This is a genomic window from Sphingomonas panacisoli, assembly GCF_007859635.1.
Taxonomy (GTDB): domain Bacteria; phylum Pseudomonadota; class Alphaproteobacteria; order Sphingomonadales; family Sphingomonadaceae; genus Sphingomonas; species Sphingomonas panacisoli.
In genome coordinates this window covers 1912469-1927625 of sequence record NZ_CP042306.1, presented here as the reverse complement: position 1 = coordinate 1927625, position 15157 = coordinate 1912469, and the positions used below count along the sequence as shown (strand labels likewise).

14 protein-coding genes and 1 tRNA gene are annotated in these 15157 nt (G+C 66.6%); 13 read left to right on the top strand and 2 right to left on the bottom strand.

The features are described 5' to 3' along the window. Positions 1 to 265 precede the first annotated feature (265 nt). Positions 266 to 2893 carry a TonB-dependent receptor gene (locus tag FPZ24_RS09835; protein WP_146571541.1) on the bottom strand — a complete coding sequence of 876 codons (2628 nt, stop codon included), beginning with the start codon at positions 2891 to 2893 and terminating at the stop codon, positions 266 to 268. Between the two features lie 209 nt (positions 2894 to 3102). After that, the gene (locus FPZ24_RS09830) at positions 3103 to 3789 is read right to left on the bottom strand and encodes a prolyl hydroxylase family protein (protein WP_146571539.1); all 687 of its coding nucleotides are present in this window, start codon (positions 3787 to 3789) and stop codon (positions 3103 to 3105) included. A gap of 176 nt (positions 3790 to 3965) precedes the next feature. Here FPZ24_RS09830 and FPZ24_RS09825 point away from each other — a divergent pair, with 176 nt between their 5' ends. From FPZ24_RS09825 to FPZ24_RS09765, 13 genes are all read left to right on the top strand, one after another. Then, a complete protein-coding gene (locus FPZ24_RS09825) occupies positions 3966 to 4757 on the top strand; it encodes a type II secretion system protein N (RefSeq protein WP_338061647.1) in 792 nt (263 codons plus the stop codon). Then, positions 4754 to 6955 carry a type II secretion system secretin GspD gene (gene gspD / locus FPZ24_RS09820; RefSeq protein WP_146571535.1) on the top strand — a complete coding sequence of 734 codons (2202 nt, stop codon included), beginning with the start codon at positions 4754 to 4756 and terminating at the stop codon, positions 6953 to 6955. The genes FPZ24_RS09825 and gspD overlap by 4 nt, the downstream gene beginning before the upstream one ends. Then, positions 6952 to 8508, top strand: a complete 1557-nt coding sequence (locus FPZ24_RS09815) for a GspE/PulE family protein (RefSeq protein WP_146571533.1) — start codon at positions 6952 to 6954, stop codon at positions 8506 to 8508. Before gspD ends, FPZ24_RS09815 begins: the two co-directional genes overlap by 4 nt. Beyond that, positions 8501 to 9727 carry a type II secretion system inner membrane protein GspF gene (gene gspF, locus FPZ24_RS09810; protein WP_146571531.1) on the top strand — a complete coding sequence of 409 codons (1227 nt, stop codon included), beginning with the start codon at positions 8501 to 8503 and terminating at the stop codon, positions 9725 to 9727. Before FPZ24_RS09815 ends, gspF begins: the two co-directional genes overlap by 8 nt. Positions 9728 to 9734: 7 nt before the next feature. Further along, positions 9735 to 10181 (top strand): type II secretion system major pseudopilin GspG, encoded by a 447-nt coding sequence (gene gspG, locus FPZ24_RS09805; RefSeq protein ID WP_146571529.1) that lies wholly within the window; start codon positions 9735 to 9737, stop codon positions 10179 to 10181. A 1-nt stretch (position 10182) separates the two neighbouring features. Further along, positions 10183 to 10656, top strand: a complete 474-nt coding sequence (locus FPZ24_RS09800) for a GspH/FimT family pseudopilin (RefSeq protein ID WP_240047406.1) — start codon at positions 10183 to 10185, stop codon at positions 10654 to 10656. A gap of 64 nt (positions 10657 to 10720) precedes the next feature. Further along, positions 10721 to 11095, top strand: a complete 375-nt coding sequence (locus FPZ24_RS09795; RefSeq protein ID WP_146571525.1) for a type II secretion system protein GspI — start codon at positions 10721 to 10723, stop codon at positions 11093 to 11095. Further along, the gene (gspJ, locus tag FPZ24_RS09790; RefSeq protein WP_146571523.1) at positions 11092 to 11703 is read left to right on the top strand and encodes a type II secretion system minor pseudopilin GspJ; all 612 of its coding nucleotides are present in this window, start codon (positions 11092 to 11094) and stop codon (positions 11701 to 11703) included. The genes FPZ24_RS09795 and gspJ overlap by 4 nt, the downstream gene beginning before the upstream one ends. After that, a complete protein-coding gene (gene gspK / locus FPZ24_RS09785) occupies positions 11693 to 12670 on the top strand; it encodes a type II secretion system minor pseudopilin GspK (protein ID WP_146571521.1) in 978 nt (325 codons plus the stop codon). Before gspJ ends, gspK begins: the two co-directional genes overlap by 11 nt. Then, entirely contained in the window at positions 12667 to 13767 is a 1101-nt protein-coding gene (gene gspL / locus FPZ24_RS09780; protein ID WP_146571519.1) for a type II secretion system protein GspL, read from the top strand. The genes gspK and gspL overlap by 4 nt, the downstream gene beginning before the upstream one ends. Next, positions 13764 to 14237: a type II secretion system protein GspM gene (gene gspM / locus FPZ24_RS09775; RefSeq protein WP_146571517.1), complete on the top strand. Its 474-nt coding sequence runs from the start codon at positions 13764 to 13766 to the stop codon at positions 14235 to 14237. The genes gspL and gspM overlap by 4 nt, the downstream gene beginning before the upstream one ends. Next, positions 14234 to 14953 (top strand): type II secretion system protein N, encoded by a 720-nt coding sequence (locus FPZ24_RS09770; protein WP_240047405.1) that lies wholly within the window; start codon positions 14234 to 14236, stop codon positions 14951 to 14953. Before gspM ends, FPZ24_RS09770 begins: the two co-directional genes overlap by 4 nt. A gap of 47 nt (positions 14954 to 15000) precedes the next feature. After that, positions 15001 to 15077 (top strand) — tRNA-His (locus FPZ24_RS09765). The last annotated feature ends 80 nt before the right edge of the window (positions 15078 to 15157 follow it).

Below are 15157 nucleotides of genomic sequence, written 5' to 3'. Positions count from 1 at the left end.
AGCATCAAGCGCGGCCGGCGGCGCTGCAGGCGCCGTCCGACGACGCGGCTTTGCCGCGGCGCTACGACATCTCAAATATACTGCTGCTTGCGCGCGCCATCTCGCGCAGCGCCGCGGCAAAGCCGCGTCGTCGACCGGCGCTCTGCGCCGTCGGCCGTGCTAGCTGGCGTGCGAATTAGCTTTGTTAATCCGTCTCGCCAGCTGCGAAAAAAGGCGGCCACCTCTCGGTAGCCGCCTTTCCCCCTTTTGGTTCCGATCTGGGGGATCAGAACTTCGCGCTGAGCTCGAAACCCCAGGTCCGCGGCGGGTTGAGGTTGCCGTAGTCGCCCAGGATGCCGCCATAGTTGGTCGAAACCAGCGTGGTGCCGTTATAGTTGAGCACCGGCGACGAGTTCGCGGCCGAACGGCGATAGACGTAGGTGCGGTCGAACAGGTTGCGCACCCAGAACGCCAGGGTCACCTTGTTCGTGTCGCTCACCTTGACGTCGGTCAGTGCGACGCGGCCGTTGACGACGAAGCTCGGGTCGGTCTTGGTCGGTTCGAGCTGGAAACTGTACTGGCTGCTCGCATAGTTGGCGTCGAGGTGGAAGCGAACCTTCGTGTCGCCGCCCGCAATCGGCACCTCATAGTCGATCGAGCCCGACGCCGCGTTGTTCGGCGTGTAGACGATGTACAGCTGCTGCGGCAGCCCGCCGGTGATCGAGTTCACCGCCGACGGCGCCTTCCAGTAAGTATAGGCGTACGACGCCGTCAGCGTCAGCTCGGGGATCGGACGGATCGTCAGATCGGCTTCGACGCCGCGGATCTTGCTCTGGCCCGCATTCTGGGTCTGCTCGATATGCGCGCCGTTGGTCGGGCTGGTTGCGGTGGTATCGAACAAGTCGAAGTCGAACTGCGTGTTGCTGCGGTTCATGATGTATCCCGCCAGGTTCAGGCGAACCTTGCGATCCAGGAACTCCATCTTTGCGCCGACTTCGTACGACTTGACCGCTTCCGGACCGAACGAGTTGAAGCTCTGCGAACGGTCGTTGGCGCCGCCGGCGCGGAAGCCGGTCGCGTACTTGGCGTAGAGATGGATATCGTCCGACGCGTCGATCGCGATGTTCACCATCGGGTCGAAGCGGCTGATGCTGTTAGAGAAACGGAACGGCGCCGCGACACTGTTCACCGTCGCACTGAGCGGATTGATGTCCGCGCGGTTGTTCACCACGTAGAGCTGACCGCGACGCTTGTCCTTGGTCCAGCGCCCGCCGGCCGTGACGTGCAGCCAGTCCGCGCCTTCCGGCGTGTACGTCAGGTTGCCGAAGATAGAGTAGTTGTGGTCGAACGCCTCGCTGGCGCGGGTGATGAATTGGCAGCTGTTCGCGAATTGCGGAACGACCGCCGCCAGGTTGTTGGCGCACGACGCGTCATACTGCTGATAGCCCGAATTCGCGCCGGTGATCGTGCCCGGTCCGGGGATCGGGCTACGGATGGTGTAAGCCGAGCCGTCCGCGTTCCACAGGTTGCTCAGCGGGGTCGCGGCATATTCGGTCGCGCGTTCGGTATAATAGTACGCACCCACGACGTAGCTGAACCCGCCGGAGCTGCCGACCGCCTGAAATTCCTGGCTGAACTGGTGCTGGCGCAGGAACGACAGGCTGTAGCGGCTGAAGGTCGCGTTCGGTGCGAACGTGCTGCGGTTGGCGCCGCCCGAGTTATCCCACTGATCGGTCGAAACGCCGCGCCATGCGGTGATCGAGCGTAGTTCGAGCCAAGGGGCCGCAGTGTATTTCAGGTTGGCCGAGAAGCCGTGCGTGATGTCCACGCTGGGCTGCTGCGGCACGCCGATGTCGGCGACGGTCTGGCGACCTGTATGAACCTTCACCAACGGCGCGAGCGGGGCGACGCAGATGGGGCGACCGGCCGCTGCCTGGGCGGCGGTGATGGTGCCGCCGCACGCGATCGGCGTCGCGGCGCCCGTGCCCGGCACGAACAACGACGTACCGACCACGCCGGTCTGCGGATTGGTGTAGGTGCCGACGAGATACTTGTTCGGGTTGTAGCTCAGCAGCTGGCTGTACTGCGGCGTATTGTCGTCCTTCGCATAATCATACGCGAAGTCGGCGGTGAAGCCGGCGAACGGCTTCCAACGAGCGGCGGCGCGGCCGCCCTTGCGATCGTAATAGTTCCAGCCGGTCGAACCCGTCAGCGGATCCTTCACCGTCGCGTCCTGATGCTGGTACACCCCATCGAACTTGAACGAGAAGCCCATGAACTCGGGCAGGTTGATGTTGATGTTGGCGTTGCGGCTGCCGTAATTGCCGAGGCCGGCGGTCAGGTTGCCGCCCCATTCGCCCGTCGGCGCCTTGGTCACCAGCGACAGTGCGCCGCCTTCGGTGTTCCGGCCGAACAGGGTGCCCTGCGGACCCTTCAGCACTTCGATGCGCTCGATGTCGAACAGCGCTGCGTTGAGGCCCTGAGTCTTACCGAGAGCGACGCCGTCGATATAGACGCTGACGCCGCCGTCGCGGGCCGTCTGGTTCTGGTCGTAGGGAACGATACCGCGGATACCGATGGTCAGCGCGGACTGACGCGCTTCGAACGTCGCGATGCGCAGCGACGGCACGGTGCCGTCGGCGAGGTTGAACAGGCTCTGCACGTGGCGATCGGTCAGCGATTCGGTGCTGAGCACGCTGATCGAGATCGGCGTCTTCTGCAGGTTGGTCTGCACCTTCGTCGCGGTGACGACAATGTCGGCGAGGCCGGCGCCGGCATTATCATCGGGTGCGGGCTGATCCTGCGGCGCCGCTGCCGGAGCCGGGGCGGTCTGTGCGAGCGCGGGCGTGGCGGTCATCGCCAGCAAGGCGCCGCCAAGCAAAAGCTGCGCGCGAAGGCGTGAAGAAAGTTGCATGTTTTTCCGGTCCCCAGGTCCGGCGCGCTTTGCGTCGCCGATCGATCAAAATGCCGACGATCAGCCGCGAATCGGTTTCGCTGCGCGGCTTCGTCCCGGGTGCTCTAGGAACGGCGTGCGACGCTTCGGCGTCAATTGCGTGACGCTAACGTAACGCTTGGATGAAGGTTTGGAGACTCGTGTTACGGTTCCGTGACGGCCGCGCGCCGCTACGCTTCGCCGAACGCCCAGGGCCGTTCGCGAAACCATTTGGTTATCACGTACTTGACCCCGGCGCGCACCTTCATGCCCTGATGGATCGTGCTGGGGTTGGGCGAGCCGTCCGGGCGCAGGTTGTTCCATGACAATAATTTGCCGGTCTCGGGCTGGATCGTCTTGTCGATCGTCTTGAACCGCGTCGCGCCGCCGGCCTCGGGCTCGTTGAGATAGATCATCACCGTCCACGTCCGGTTGCCGGCGACCGAGCAATATTTGTGGAAGTCGATGCCTTGCGGCTCGAAATAGTCGGTATGGCCTTTGAACTCCTGGCCGATCGCGTAACGCTGTCCTTGGATCGGCTCGCCATGTGCAGGATCGAGCCCGATGAAGTCGATGATCCGTCGTTCGAGGTCGGCGACCACGGGAATTGCGGGGTCGAGATCGCACGTCTCGCTCGTCCGGAACGCCGCGTCGCCGTTATAGTCCGACACGGTCGAAGGACGACGTATGGCGTCGATCAGCGTGATCAGGTCCGCGCACAGATCGGGGGCGATGAAGCCGCGCTTCTGAAACAGCGTGAGCTTGGGGCTAGGCGTGCGCTGGACGCCCGAATGCGACAGAATGTGCGCGACAACGGGTTCGGACGGATGGCCCGAACCGAACCCTTTTGCTACAACAGGGGTAGTGGGGGTGGTCATCAATATTCTTCTGCCAAATAAATTTGGTAGTCGCCACACCGGCTTGAATCGCTAAACCGTGCCCATGCGACGCGCCCCCCGTCCTTATTTCCGCCGTGTCGCGCGCCTAGGCGAGATGTGTCATGCGGCTTAACCCCAGCCCGCGTTTGCGCGCACTCCTGCGTAGGTTTCCAGCGATGAACCTGTATTCGCTCGGCGAATTGCTGTTGCTCGGCGCGCTGGCGATCCAGTGCGCGCGGCTATTGTGGGCAATCGTGACGCCGGTCGGGCCGCTCGGCGACTGGCGCGTCGCGCAGCCGGGGGCGGGTTCGTCGGTCGCGATCCTGCGCGGGTTCGATCCCTTCTTCCGCGTGAGCGGTGCGCAGACGTCGGCATTGACAGTCACATCGCTGCAACTGACCCTGTTCGGCACCCGCATCGACGACGCGACCGGATTGAGCTCGGCGATCATCGCGGGCCCCGACGGCATCCAGAACAGCGTCGGCCTGGGCGAGGAGATCGTACCCGGCGTCCGGTTGAAGGCAGTCGCGTTCGATCACGTCACGATCGATCGCGGCGGCAAGGCCGAGGAATTGTACATCGATCAATCGGCTGGCGCCGTCCCCGCCGCAGCCGCGGCGGCACCGACGCCGGGCGCGCCGCCACCCTCCGCTCCCATGATGGGTGCGCCGGAAGCCGGACCGGGCGTCAACGCGTCGCAGCTGAAGTCCGACATCGGTTTCACGCCGCGGATCGACGGCGGCCGGATCACCGGCATGATGGTGCGATCGCAGGGGAACGGCGCCGCTTTCCGCGCAATCGGGCTCAAGGATGGCGACGTGGTCACCGCCGCGGGTGGCCGCGCGATCACCGGCCCGGGCGATCTCGATCGCGTTATTTCATCGTTAACCCCTGGCGCCAGTCTTTCGGTTACCGTGGAGCGAGGCACGCAGACGCTGGCCCTCGCCGTTACGATAAGAGGTCAATGAAAAAGCTTACCCTCGCCGCCGCGTTGATCGCGCTGACCATCGCCGAGCCGGTGCTCGCGCAGACGACGGTCAACGTGCGCGATGCCGACATCCGCGCCTATATCGCCGACGCCGCGCGCGTGACGGGGCGCACCTTCGTCATCGACAGCCGCGTGCAGGGCAAGGTGACCGTCGTCAGCGAACGCGCCCTGAGCCGTTCCGAATATTTCGAGCTGTTCCTATCGACTCTACGCGCCAACGGCTTCGTCGCGGTACCAACGACCAGCGGCGCGTTCCGTATCCAGCCGATCGACGGTGCCGCCGCGCAGCCCGGCCGCGTCGGATCGGCGGGGGCGAACCGCAACCAGTTCGTGACCGAGATCATCCGGCTGCGCTCGATCGACGCCGCGCAGGCGGTCGACAGCGTGCGCAGCCTGGTCAGCCCGCAAGGGTCGGTCAGCGCCAATCGCGGCAGCAACTCGATCGTCGTGGTCGATTTCGCCGACAACGTCCGCCGCGTGCGCGAAGTGTTGCGTCGGCTCGACATCGATGGTGCGGCGAGCCGGATCGTCGCGCTGCAGAACGCCAGCGCGAAGGAAATCGCGACCGCGCTGACGTCGCTGATCGGCGGCGGTGGGGCGGCGGGTGCGCCGGGTACGGGCAGTTCGAACGCCAGCGTCGTGGCGATCGAAAGCTCGAATGCCGTTGCGATCCGGGGTGACGCGAACACCGTTGCGCGCTTGGCGGCGATGGCGCAGGATCTCGACCGCAAGGCGCGGAGCGGGCAGGAAATCCGCGTCGTGTTCCTGGAGAATGCCGACGCGGCGCAATTGCTGCCGGTGCTGCAACAACTGGTCGGCCAGCCGGTGACGCAGCCGCCCGAAACGCAGGGCCTGAGCGCCGCGAACAACAGCATCGGCGGCAGTTCGACCAACGGATCGACCACGACGACGACCACCGCACCCGTCGCGGCGCCGGTCACGACGACCACCACGACGGGCAGCGGTACGCCCGCTATTACCGGCATCGGCGGCCGTAGTGCGTCGGTCATCACCCGGTTCGCCGGCGCCAATGCGATCGTGATCGCCGGGCCGGCCGAAGTGCAGCGCCAGCTCGCCGAGGTCATCGCCAAGCTCGATACGCGGCGCGAACAGGTGCTGGTCGAAGCGATCGTCGCCGAAGTCTCAGACACCACCGCCTCCAAGCTGGGCGCGCAATTCCTGCTCGGCAACATCACGGGCGGCGCGTTTGCGGCATCCACCTTCTCCAACTCCGCACCCAACATCCTGCAGATTGCCGGCGCGATCGGCGCGCGCAAGCTCGCGACGACGACGACCACGGTGAATGGGACCACCACGGTCACGACCACCAACAACGCCGTCAGCGACAGCCTCGCTCAATCGGCGATCAGCTCGATCCTGGGATCGCAGGGTGGCTTCGCCGGGTTCGGCGGGCGGATCGGCGACACGATCTTCGGCAGCATCATCAACGCGGTGAAGAGCGATACGACGTCCAACCTGCTCCAGTCGCCCTCGATCACCGTCATCGACAATACCGAGGCGCGCATCCTGGTCGGTCAGGAAGTGCCTGTGACGACCGGCCAGGCGCTATCGAACAATTTCGACAATACGTTCCGCACGACGCAGCGCGAGAACGTCGGTATCCAGCTCCAGGTGCGGCCGCAGGTCAATTCGAGCGGATCGGTCAAACTCTATCTGCGCCAGCAAGTCAGTTCCATTGCCGGTCCGGTCAGCAGCGACAATTCCGACCTGGTCTTCAACAAGCGCGAGATCGAGACCGTTCAGACCGTCGATGACGGCCAGATCGCCGTGATTGGCGGGCTACTGAGCGATGAGGAGCGGCGGACGATCGAGAAGATTCCGCTGCTCGGCGACATTCCGGTGATCGGCAATCTGTTCAAGTCGAAGGGTAAGTCGCGGACCAAGACCAACCTGATGGTCTTCATTCGCGCGACCATCCTCCGCACGCCGGAGGACATGCGGCGCGTGACCGAGCAGCGTTACGGCTATCTACGGCTGCAACAGGCCGGTCAGCGGCCGAACGAAGAGCCGTCGATCGACCAACTTGTGCGCGACTATATGGCGGCGACCCCGCCGATCCCGTCGGCGCCGATCCCGGGCAATATAGACGACCCGCGCATCGCGGTGCCGACGATGAGCGGCCCGACACCGACGACGAAGGGCGGCCGGAAAAAATGACCGTCATCCGCACCGGCGACTTGATCGCGGCGGATGACGCGCCGGTGCCGGAGCCGCTGACCTTGGCGCCGGCGCTGGTCGCGGTACCCTATCTATTCGCGCGCCGATTCGGCGTGGTGCTCGATCGCGACGGCGACAATCTGTCGGTCAGCATGCGCGACGGGGCGGACCCGAAGGTGCTGCTCGAACTGCGCCGCGCGCTGGGGCGGCCGTTTTCGGTACAAAGCGTCGCGGCGGATGCGTTCGACCGGTTGCTCGGCGATAGGTACGCGATGGACGGTCAGGCGACGGCGCTGGCGGCGGGGACGCTCGGGATCGGCGAACTCGACATGCTGGCGACCGACCTGCCGACCGCCGACGATCTTCTCGACACCGCCGACGACGCGCCCGCGATCCGACTGATCAACGGCATCATCGCCGACGCCGCGCGCAACGGCGTGTCGGACATCCATATCGAGCCGTACGAGACCGGTCTGGTCGTCCGCATGCGGATCGACGGGGTGCTGCGCGAGACGCTACGCATGCCACCGCACGTCGCGCCGGTGGTGGTCAGCCGCATCAAGGTGATGGCCCGCCTCGACATCGCCGAGCGGCGCATTCCGCAGGACGGGCGGATCGGGCTGACGCTGGGCGGGAAACTGCTCGACGTCCGCGTTTCGACCTTGCCGAGCCGTGCGGGCGAGCGGGTGGTGCTGCGTATCCTCGACAAGGACAATGCCGGGATCGATCTCGACGTGCTCGGGATGACGCCGACGACCAACAGGCTGCTCCGACACGCGCTGAGCGAGCCGAACGGCATCATCCTCGTCACCGGTCCGACCGGGTCGGGCAAGACCACGACGCTTTACGGCGCGCTCCGCCTGCTCAACGACGGCACGCGCAACATCCTGACGATCGAGGACCCGGTCGAATATGCGATCGAGGGCGTCAGTCAGACCCAGGTCAACCCGAAGGTCGGGCTGACCTTCGCAGCGGGCCTGCGCGCCATTCTGCGCCAGGATCCCGAGGTCGTGATGGTCGGCGAAATCCGCGACCGCGAGACGGCCGAAATCGCCGTGCAGGCGTCGCTGACCGGTCACCTCGTGCTATCGACAGTCCATACCAACGATGCGGTCGGCGCGATCACGCGGATGCGCGATATGAAGGTCGAACCGTTTCTGCTCGCCTCGACTCTGCGTGCGGTGATCGCACAGCGGCTGGTGCGGCGGCTGTGCGAGCATTGCCGAAAGGCCGAACCGGCATCGCCCTCGGTCGCGGCATTGCTGGGGATCGAGGTCGGCACGACCGTCTACGAACCAGCGGGATGCGAGCAATGTTCGCAGACGGGGTTCAAGGGGCGAGTCGGCGTGTTCGAAGCGGTGCGGATCGACGAGACCCTTCGGCGACTGATCAACGAAGGCGGCGACGAAACCGCGATCGCGCGTCACGCCTTTGCCAACGCGCCGAACCTCGCGGCGGCCGCCCGCCAACTGGTGCGCGACGGGTTGACCACGCCCGAGGAAGCCGTGCGCGTGTCGCGCAACGACATGGCCGAAATGCCGGACGATGGCTGACTTCGACTATATCGCGATCGATCCGCGCGGACACGAGAAGAAGGGGCATATCGCCGCGCCGTCGATCGACGATGCGCGGATCGCCCTCGACCGGCGCAAGATGTACGTTGTGCGGATCGAGCCGGGGGCGGGGGCGCCGCCCAAGTCGCGATCGCTGCTCACGCTGGAGATCGGCGGCATGCCGCGGATGAACGGCAAGGCGCTGACGCTGTTCACACGCCAGCTCGCCACGCTCAACCGCGTCGCCCCGCTCGAGGAATCGCTCCGCACGATCACGCGCCAGACCGAACAGGACGCCGTCCGCGCAGTGGTCGAGAACGTCCATGCCGGCGTGGTCGAGGGCCGCCGCCTGTCGGATGCCATGGCGCGCGAGCCGAAGAGCTTCCCGCCGCTCTATCGCGCGATGGTCGCGGCGGGCGAGAGTTCGGGGACGCTGCCGACGATCCTCGACCGGCTCGCCATCCTGCTCGAACGTCAGGCCGAAATCCGCGGCAAGGTGATCACCGCGCTCGCCTATCCCAGCGTGCTGGCGATCGTCGCGGTGCTGGTCGTGGCGGCGATGATGATCTTCGTCGTGCCGCAAGTGGTCGAGCAGTTCGACAATGTCGGCCAGCAATTGCCGTTCCTGACGCGCGCGGTGATGGGCGTGTCGTGGGTGATGGCGCATTATTGGTGGTTGGCGCTGATCGTCCTCGCGGGGCTCGGCTTCGCGTTCTGGCGAGGGATGAAGAACCCGGCATTCAAGCTGCGGTTCGACAGCTGGCTGTTACGTCTGCCGTTTCTCGGGCGGCTGATCCGCGATCTCCACGCGGCGCGGATGGCGCGGACGCTGGGCACGATGGTCGCCAGCCGTTTGCCGTTGCTCGACGGCCTGTCGCTGACCGCGAGCACGATCAACAACTTGCGCCTACGAGCGGCGACCGACGAGATCGTCGATGCGATCCGCGGCGGCGGCAGCCTGTCAACCGCGATGCGGCGGTCCGAAGTCTTCCCGCCGCTGCTGACGTATATGGCGGCATCCGGCGAAGCGGCGGGGCGGCTCGACGAAATGCTCGAACGCGCCGCTGACTATCTCGAGCGCGAGTTCGACCGCTTTACCGCGACCGCGCTGTCGCTGCTCGAGCCCATCATCATCGTCGTGATGGGCGGGATCGTCGCGACGATCGTGCTCTCCATCCTGCTGCCGATCCTGCAGCTCGAAACCCTTGCCGGACAATGAGGTCACTATGCGTATCCTGAACCCCGACCGACGCCGCGACGACGAAAAGGGCTTCACGCTCGTCGAACTGATGGTCGTGATCGTTATCCTCGGCCTGCTCGCGGCGATCGTCGTGATCAACGTCGTGCCGTTCGGCGACAAGGCGCGCGTGGTGAAGGCCAAGTCGGACATTTCGACGATCGAAAGCGCGCTCAATGCGTATCAACTGTCGATGGGCAGCTTCCCGTCGACCGCCGACGGGCTGCAATCGCTGGTCACGCCGCCGGCGAGCCTGAGCGACCCGTCGCAATATCAGAAGGGCGGCTACATCAAGAAGCTGGAGAAGGACCCCTGGGGCCGCGCGTATCTCTATGCCTCGCCCGGCCAGCACGGCGCGTTCGACGTCTGGAGCCTGGGCGCGGACGGCAAGGAAGGCGGGCAGGGCGCCGATGCCGATATCGGCAGCTGGCAATAGGGTGCGCGACCAGGGCTTCAGCGCTGACTGGCGTTATGCCCAACAGGGCTTCACGCTGATCGAACTCATGATCGTCATCGCGATCGTCGCGCTGGCGACCGCTGCCGTCGTGCTGGTGATTCCCGATCCGCGCGGACGCATCCGCGACGACGCCGAACGCTTCGCATCGCGAACCCGCGCGGCGCACGATGCCGCGATCGTGACGGCGCGGCCGGTCAGCGTATGGGTGACGCCGGGCGGTTACGGCTTCGATGAACGCGCTGGGGGACGCTGGGTCGCGCTGAGCGACAAGCTGCGTGTCGTGCAATGGACCAACGGCATCCAGGCGGTGTCGTCGGGGACGGGCGGACGCGATCGCGTGGTGTTCGACCCGACCGGCATGGCGGACCGTCCGCTCGCGGTCGAACTGCGCCGCGACGGGCAGTCGATGCGCGTATTCGTCGGGATAAACGGAGCGGTGCGGGTCGGTGGCTAAAAGCGCTCAACAGGGCTTCGAGTCTTTGCGGCGATCCGCCCAACAGGGCTTCACGCTTATCGAAATGATGGTTGCGTTGGCCGTGTTCAGCCTCGCCGCGTTGGCGCTGATTCGGCTCGAAGGCGCGAGCTTACGCGGCGCGGCGTCGGTCGATCGCTCGCTGCTGGCGGGCATCGTCGCGCGCAACGTCGCGGTCGAGGCGCTGACCGCGGCCAAGGCCCCGACGCTCGGCACGACGCAGGGTGACGAGATCAACGGGCGGCGCGCCTGGCGCTGGACGCGAACGGTATCCCCGGTCGGCGATGGCAACCGCGTGTACAAGATCGACGTGACGGTCGCGGACGTAGCGGGGACCGCGGGCAAACTCACCGCCCTGCGCGACACGCCGCCGCCGCCTCCCGCCCCGATGCCGTCGCCGACACCGAGCCCACGGCCATGAAGCGGCAGGGCTTTACCCTTGTCGAGATGATGATCGCGCTGCTGATCTTTTCGCTCCTCGCCGCGGCCGGCGTGTCGTTGTTGTCGTTCGGCGTGCGGGCACAGGTGGTCGCCGGCAAGAAGCTCGACGATGTCGCAGCGCTGTATCGGCTCGATGGCGTGTTGGTCGCCGACCTCGCGCAGGCCCTCCCGCGCACGGTGCGCGACGAAAGTGGGGCGTCGCGCCCGGCATTCGAAGGGAGCAATGGCGCATCGTTGCTTCGCGTGGTGCGGGGCGGCTGGGACAATGTCGATGGCGCAGCGCGGTCCAACCTGCAGAAAGTCGAATATGTGCTGAGCGAGAACGGCACGATCGACCGCATCGCCTATCCGATGCTCGACGGTGCCGCGCCGTTGCCGGCCGCGACGATGCTGACCAACGTATCGACGGCGTCGTTGCGCTACCGCCTCGCCGGCGCCTGGGCCGATCGCTGGCAGGCTAGCCCGGACGCCCCGCTGCCCGACGCGGTCGAACTGACGATCACGCGCACCGACGGCACGGTCTTTCGCGAACTGTTTCTGGTCGGTACGGGCAATAATATGCCGAAGCGGGTGGCCAATGCGGGGTGATCGCCCAAACGAACGCGGCGCGGCGTTGTTGACCGTGTTGCTGCTGGTCGCGATCGTCGGCGCGCTGGCGGCGGCGACGATGGAGAAGCTCAACCTGTCGACGCGTCAGGCGGTCAACGCCAAGGCGATGGAGCAGGCGCGGGGCTGGTCGCAGGCCGCGGCCGTGATGGCGCTGATCCGGATAGCGGCGGTTCGCAAGGCCGATTCGACCCGCGTGACCTTGGCCGGCAGATGGAGCGACCGGCCGTTCCCGCTGCCCATCCCGGACGGCGTCGCGACGGCGCGCGTCCATGACGGCGGCAATTGCTTCAACCTCAACAGCCTGGTCGTGCCGGTCGGGGTCGATACCTATGCCGCGCGCATGCCGGGCGTTCAGCAGTTCGCGCGGCTGATGCGATTGATCGGCGTGCCGGCCGGCGATTCGATCGCGGCGGCGGCGGCGGACTGGATCGACACCGACAGCACGCCGATCACCGGTGGTGCGGAGGACGCAGCATATAGCGGGCTGCAGCCGGCCTATCGCACCGCCAACACGCTGATGGCCGATCCTAGCGAATTGCGCGCGGTGACGGGCGTGACGGCGCAGATCTACGACAAGCTTCGTCCCTATATCTGCGCGCTCCCGACCACCGATCCCGCGACGATCAACGTCAATACGATCGAGCCCGAACGCGGCGCACTGATCGCGGCGATGGCGCCCGACACGCTCGGCGTCGAGGCGGTGCGGCAGGCGCTGCTTGCCCGGCCGCCGGCGGGCTGGGCGCAGGCGAGCGCGTTCTGGAGCATGGGATCGCTGTCGGGCCAGGGGGCGGGCGGCGCGATGTCGGGGACCGGCGTCACCACGCAATGGTTCGCCTTGATCACCGACGTGACGATCGGCAACGTGACGTTGCGTCAGACCGGATTGATCGACGCGCGACAGCCGGCGCCAGTGCTGGCGTCGCGGCAATGGGGCGAGGGGGCATGACCGACACGATCGCCCTCTTCCTGCCCGCGCGCGCCAAGCATGAATGGCGCTGGATCACGGTGCGCGACGGGGCGATCGCCAGCCGCGGCGATGGCTTGCCCGATCGCGATCTGCCGCCCGACAGTTCGGTCGTCGCGATCGCGCCCGCGGAGGCGGTGGCGCTGCATTGGGCCGATCTGCCCGACCGGTCGCTGGCGCAGGCGACGGCCGCGGCCCGATTGCTGGTCGCCGAAGCGAGCGTCACGCCGTTGGGCGATCTTCACGTCGCCGTTGGCCAGGAGGCCGGCCTGACCGAGCGCCCGGTCGGTGTCGTCGCGGCGGCGCAGATGAGCGATTGGCTGGCGATGCTGGCGGAAAGCGGGTTCGAGCCCGCCTCTGTCGTGCCGTCGCCGATGCTGCTGCCGCGTCCCGACGAAGGCTATGTGATCGGCGATCTGGGCGTCGATGGCCGCGTGGTGCGCGGCGCGGCGAGCGGTTTTGCCGACGAGGACGGGCTGACCGCGCTGATCGTCGGGGACGCGCCGGTCGCGATGCTCGACCGCGATGCGCTGGAGGATGCCATTGTGGCGGCGTTGGCCGACCCGCCGCTCGACCTGCGCCAGGGAGCGTTCGCGCTACGCAAGCGCGCTGCGATCGATTGGGTGCTCGTGCGGCGGCTGGCATGGCTGATCGTCGCGATCATGAGCGTCACGTTGCTGATCACGCTCGTGCAGATCGTCCGGTACAACGCATCGGCTTCGTCGCTCGAGGCGCAGGCCGACATGCTGGCGCGAGACGGTCTGGCGCGCGGCGAGACGGTCAACGATGCCGGGCAGCAATTGACCGATCGGCTCGCGCGGTTGCGCGGCGGCGGGGCGGGGTTCAGCCGGACGGCGGCGAGCGTGTCGTCGGCGGTGGCTGCGGTGCCGGGCGCGGAGATTACCGGGTTGTCGTTCGATTCCTCGGGCAAGTTGCGGGTATCGCTGGCGACGCAGACCCAGGGGCAGATCGTCGATGTCCAGAGCCGGCTCGCGGCCGCCGGCTTCAGCGCCGAGCCGAGCACCTTCACCAGTACCGCCGGCCGATTGACGGGCGTGCTGACGGTGGCGCCGTTATGATCGCGCGGTTCAGGACCTGGTTCGACGGGCGCAGTCGGCGCGAGAAGTGGATGATCCTGGTCATGCTCGCGCTGCTGGGCGTGACGCTGGTCTGGGTCCTTGTCCTGCCGATCGACGATGCGCTGTCGTCGGCGCGGCGGCGCAACGCCGATGCCGCGATCCGGCTGGCGCAGACTCGTGCGCAGGTGGAAGCGGTCAAGACGGTGCGGCGTGCGCGGCCGGAGGCGCCGACGACGCCGCTCGACGCGCTGGTCCGCGAATCGGCGTCGGCGGCCGGCTTCGCGCTCGATTCGGTCGCGGCGGATGGCGCGAAGCTGCGCGTCCATCTCAACTCGGCGCGCGGTGGGGCGTTGCTCGGCTGGCTCGGCGATCTGGAGGGGCAGGGCGTGATCGTCGATCAGCTCAACGTCACCGATGCCGGCAACCATAACGTCGCCGCGGATATCACGTTCAGGAAGATGGCGTCGTGATCGGCCTCAGAACGCGGCCCGCCGCATTGTTCGGCGGCATGATGCTGGTCGCCTTGATCGTGTTGTTTCCGATGCGGCTGGCGCTCGGCATTTTCGGGTTGTCGGGCGAAGGACTGAGCGCGCGCGAAGTGACCGGACCCGTATGGTGGGGCGGATTGAACGAAGCGCATTACGGTAACGTCGCGCTCGGTGACGTGAGCGCCGGCCTGTCGCCGATCCAGTTGTTCGTCGGTCGCGCGCGCGTCGATGTCGCTGGGCAGGAAGGCGCCGCGAATGCGAGCCTTACCGGTGCGGTGAGTTTCAGCCGCACCACCAGCGGGGTTGACGACGTGACCGCGACCGTCCCCGCCGGCGATGCCTTCGCGCCGGTGCCGATCACGTCGATCCAGCTCGAAGACGTCAGCGTCCGTTTCCGCGACGGCCGCTGCGAAAGCGCCGAGGGCAAGGTAACCGCGAGCATCGCCCCGACCATGCCGCAGCTTAACCTGCCCCCGACGCTGTCGGGAAATGCGCGGTGCGAGGGCGGCGCGCTGCTGATCCCGCTCGCCAGCCAGGCGCAGACCGAATCGATCGCGGTGACCATCGAGGAGGACGGCAAGTATCGCGCGCTGCTGACCGTGCGCCCGTCCGACCCTGCCGCCGGCGTCGCGCTGATGGCCGCCGGGTTCAGGCAGACCAACGCCGGATATCGCATGACGGTGAACGGCAATTTCTGATACCTTGACCACCCGTACCCCGGCCCGCTAGGGGCGAGCGCTTCGCGGCGACCGTAGTTCAATTGGTTAGAGCGCCGGCTTGTGATGCCGGAAGTTGCGGGTTCAAGTCCCGTCGGTCGCCCCATTTTCTCTGCAAAGATGCAAAGAGACTCGCGTTTGCCGCGCTAAAACAATATTACGCGCGTTCGTAATTTTCTTCGCTAC

What these genes read in the sequence shown, in the direction of transcription:
- gspJ (WP_146571523.1), top strand. Translation starts at nt 11,092, where the DNA reads ATGAAGCGGCAGGGCTTTACCCTTGTCGAGATGATGATCGCGCTGCTG.
- gspD (WP_146571535.1), top strand. Translation starts at nt 4,754, where the DNA reads ATGAAAAAGCTTACCCTCGCCGCCGCGTTGATCGCGCTGACCATCGCC.
- FPZ24_RS09795 (WP_146571525.1), top strand. Translation starts at nt 10,721, where the DNA reads ATGATGGTTGCGTTGGCCGTGTTCAGCCTCGCCGCGTTGGCGCTGATT.
- gspG (WP_146571529.1), top strand. Translation starts at nt 9,735, where the DNA reads ATGCGTATCCTGAACCCCGACCGACGCCGCGACGACGAAAAGGGCTTC.
- gspM (WP_146571517.1), top strand. Translation starts at nt 13,764, where the DNA reads ATGATCGCGCGGTTCAGGACCTGGTTCGACGGGCGCAGTCGGCGCGAG.
- FPZ24_RS09825 (WP_338061647.1), top strand. Translation starts at nt 3,966, where the DNA reads ATGAACCTGTATTCGCTCGGCGAATTGCTGTTGCTCGGCGCGCTGGCG.
- gspK (WP_146571521.1), top strand. Translation starts at nt 11,693, where the DNA reads ATGCGGGGTGATCGCCCAAACGAACGCGGCGCGGCGTTGTTGACCGTG.
- FPZ24_RS09830 (WP_146571539.1), bottom strand. Translation starts at nt 3,789, where the DNA reads ATGACCACCCCCACTACCCCTGTTGTAGCAAAAGGGTTCGGTTCGGGC.
- gspF (WP_146571531.1), top strand. Translation starts at nt 8,501, where the DNA reads ATGGCTGACTTCGACTATATCGCGATCGATCCGCGCGGACACGAGAAG.
- FPZ24_RS09815 (WP_146571533.1), top strand. Translation starts at nt 6,952, where the DNA reads ATGACCGTCATCCGCACCGGCGACTTGATCGCGGCGGATGACGCGCCG.
- FPZ24_RS09835 (WP_146571541.1), bottom strand. Translation starts at nt 2,893, where the DNA reads ATGCAACTTTCTTCACGCCTTCGCGCGCAGCTTTTGCTTGGCGGCGCC.
- gspL (WP_146571519.1), top strand. Translation starts at nt 12,667, where the DNA reads ATGACCGACACGATCGCCCTCTTCCTGCCCGCGCGCGCCAAGCATGAA.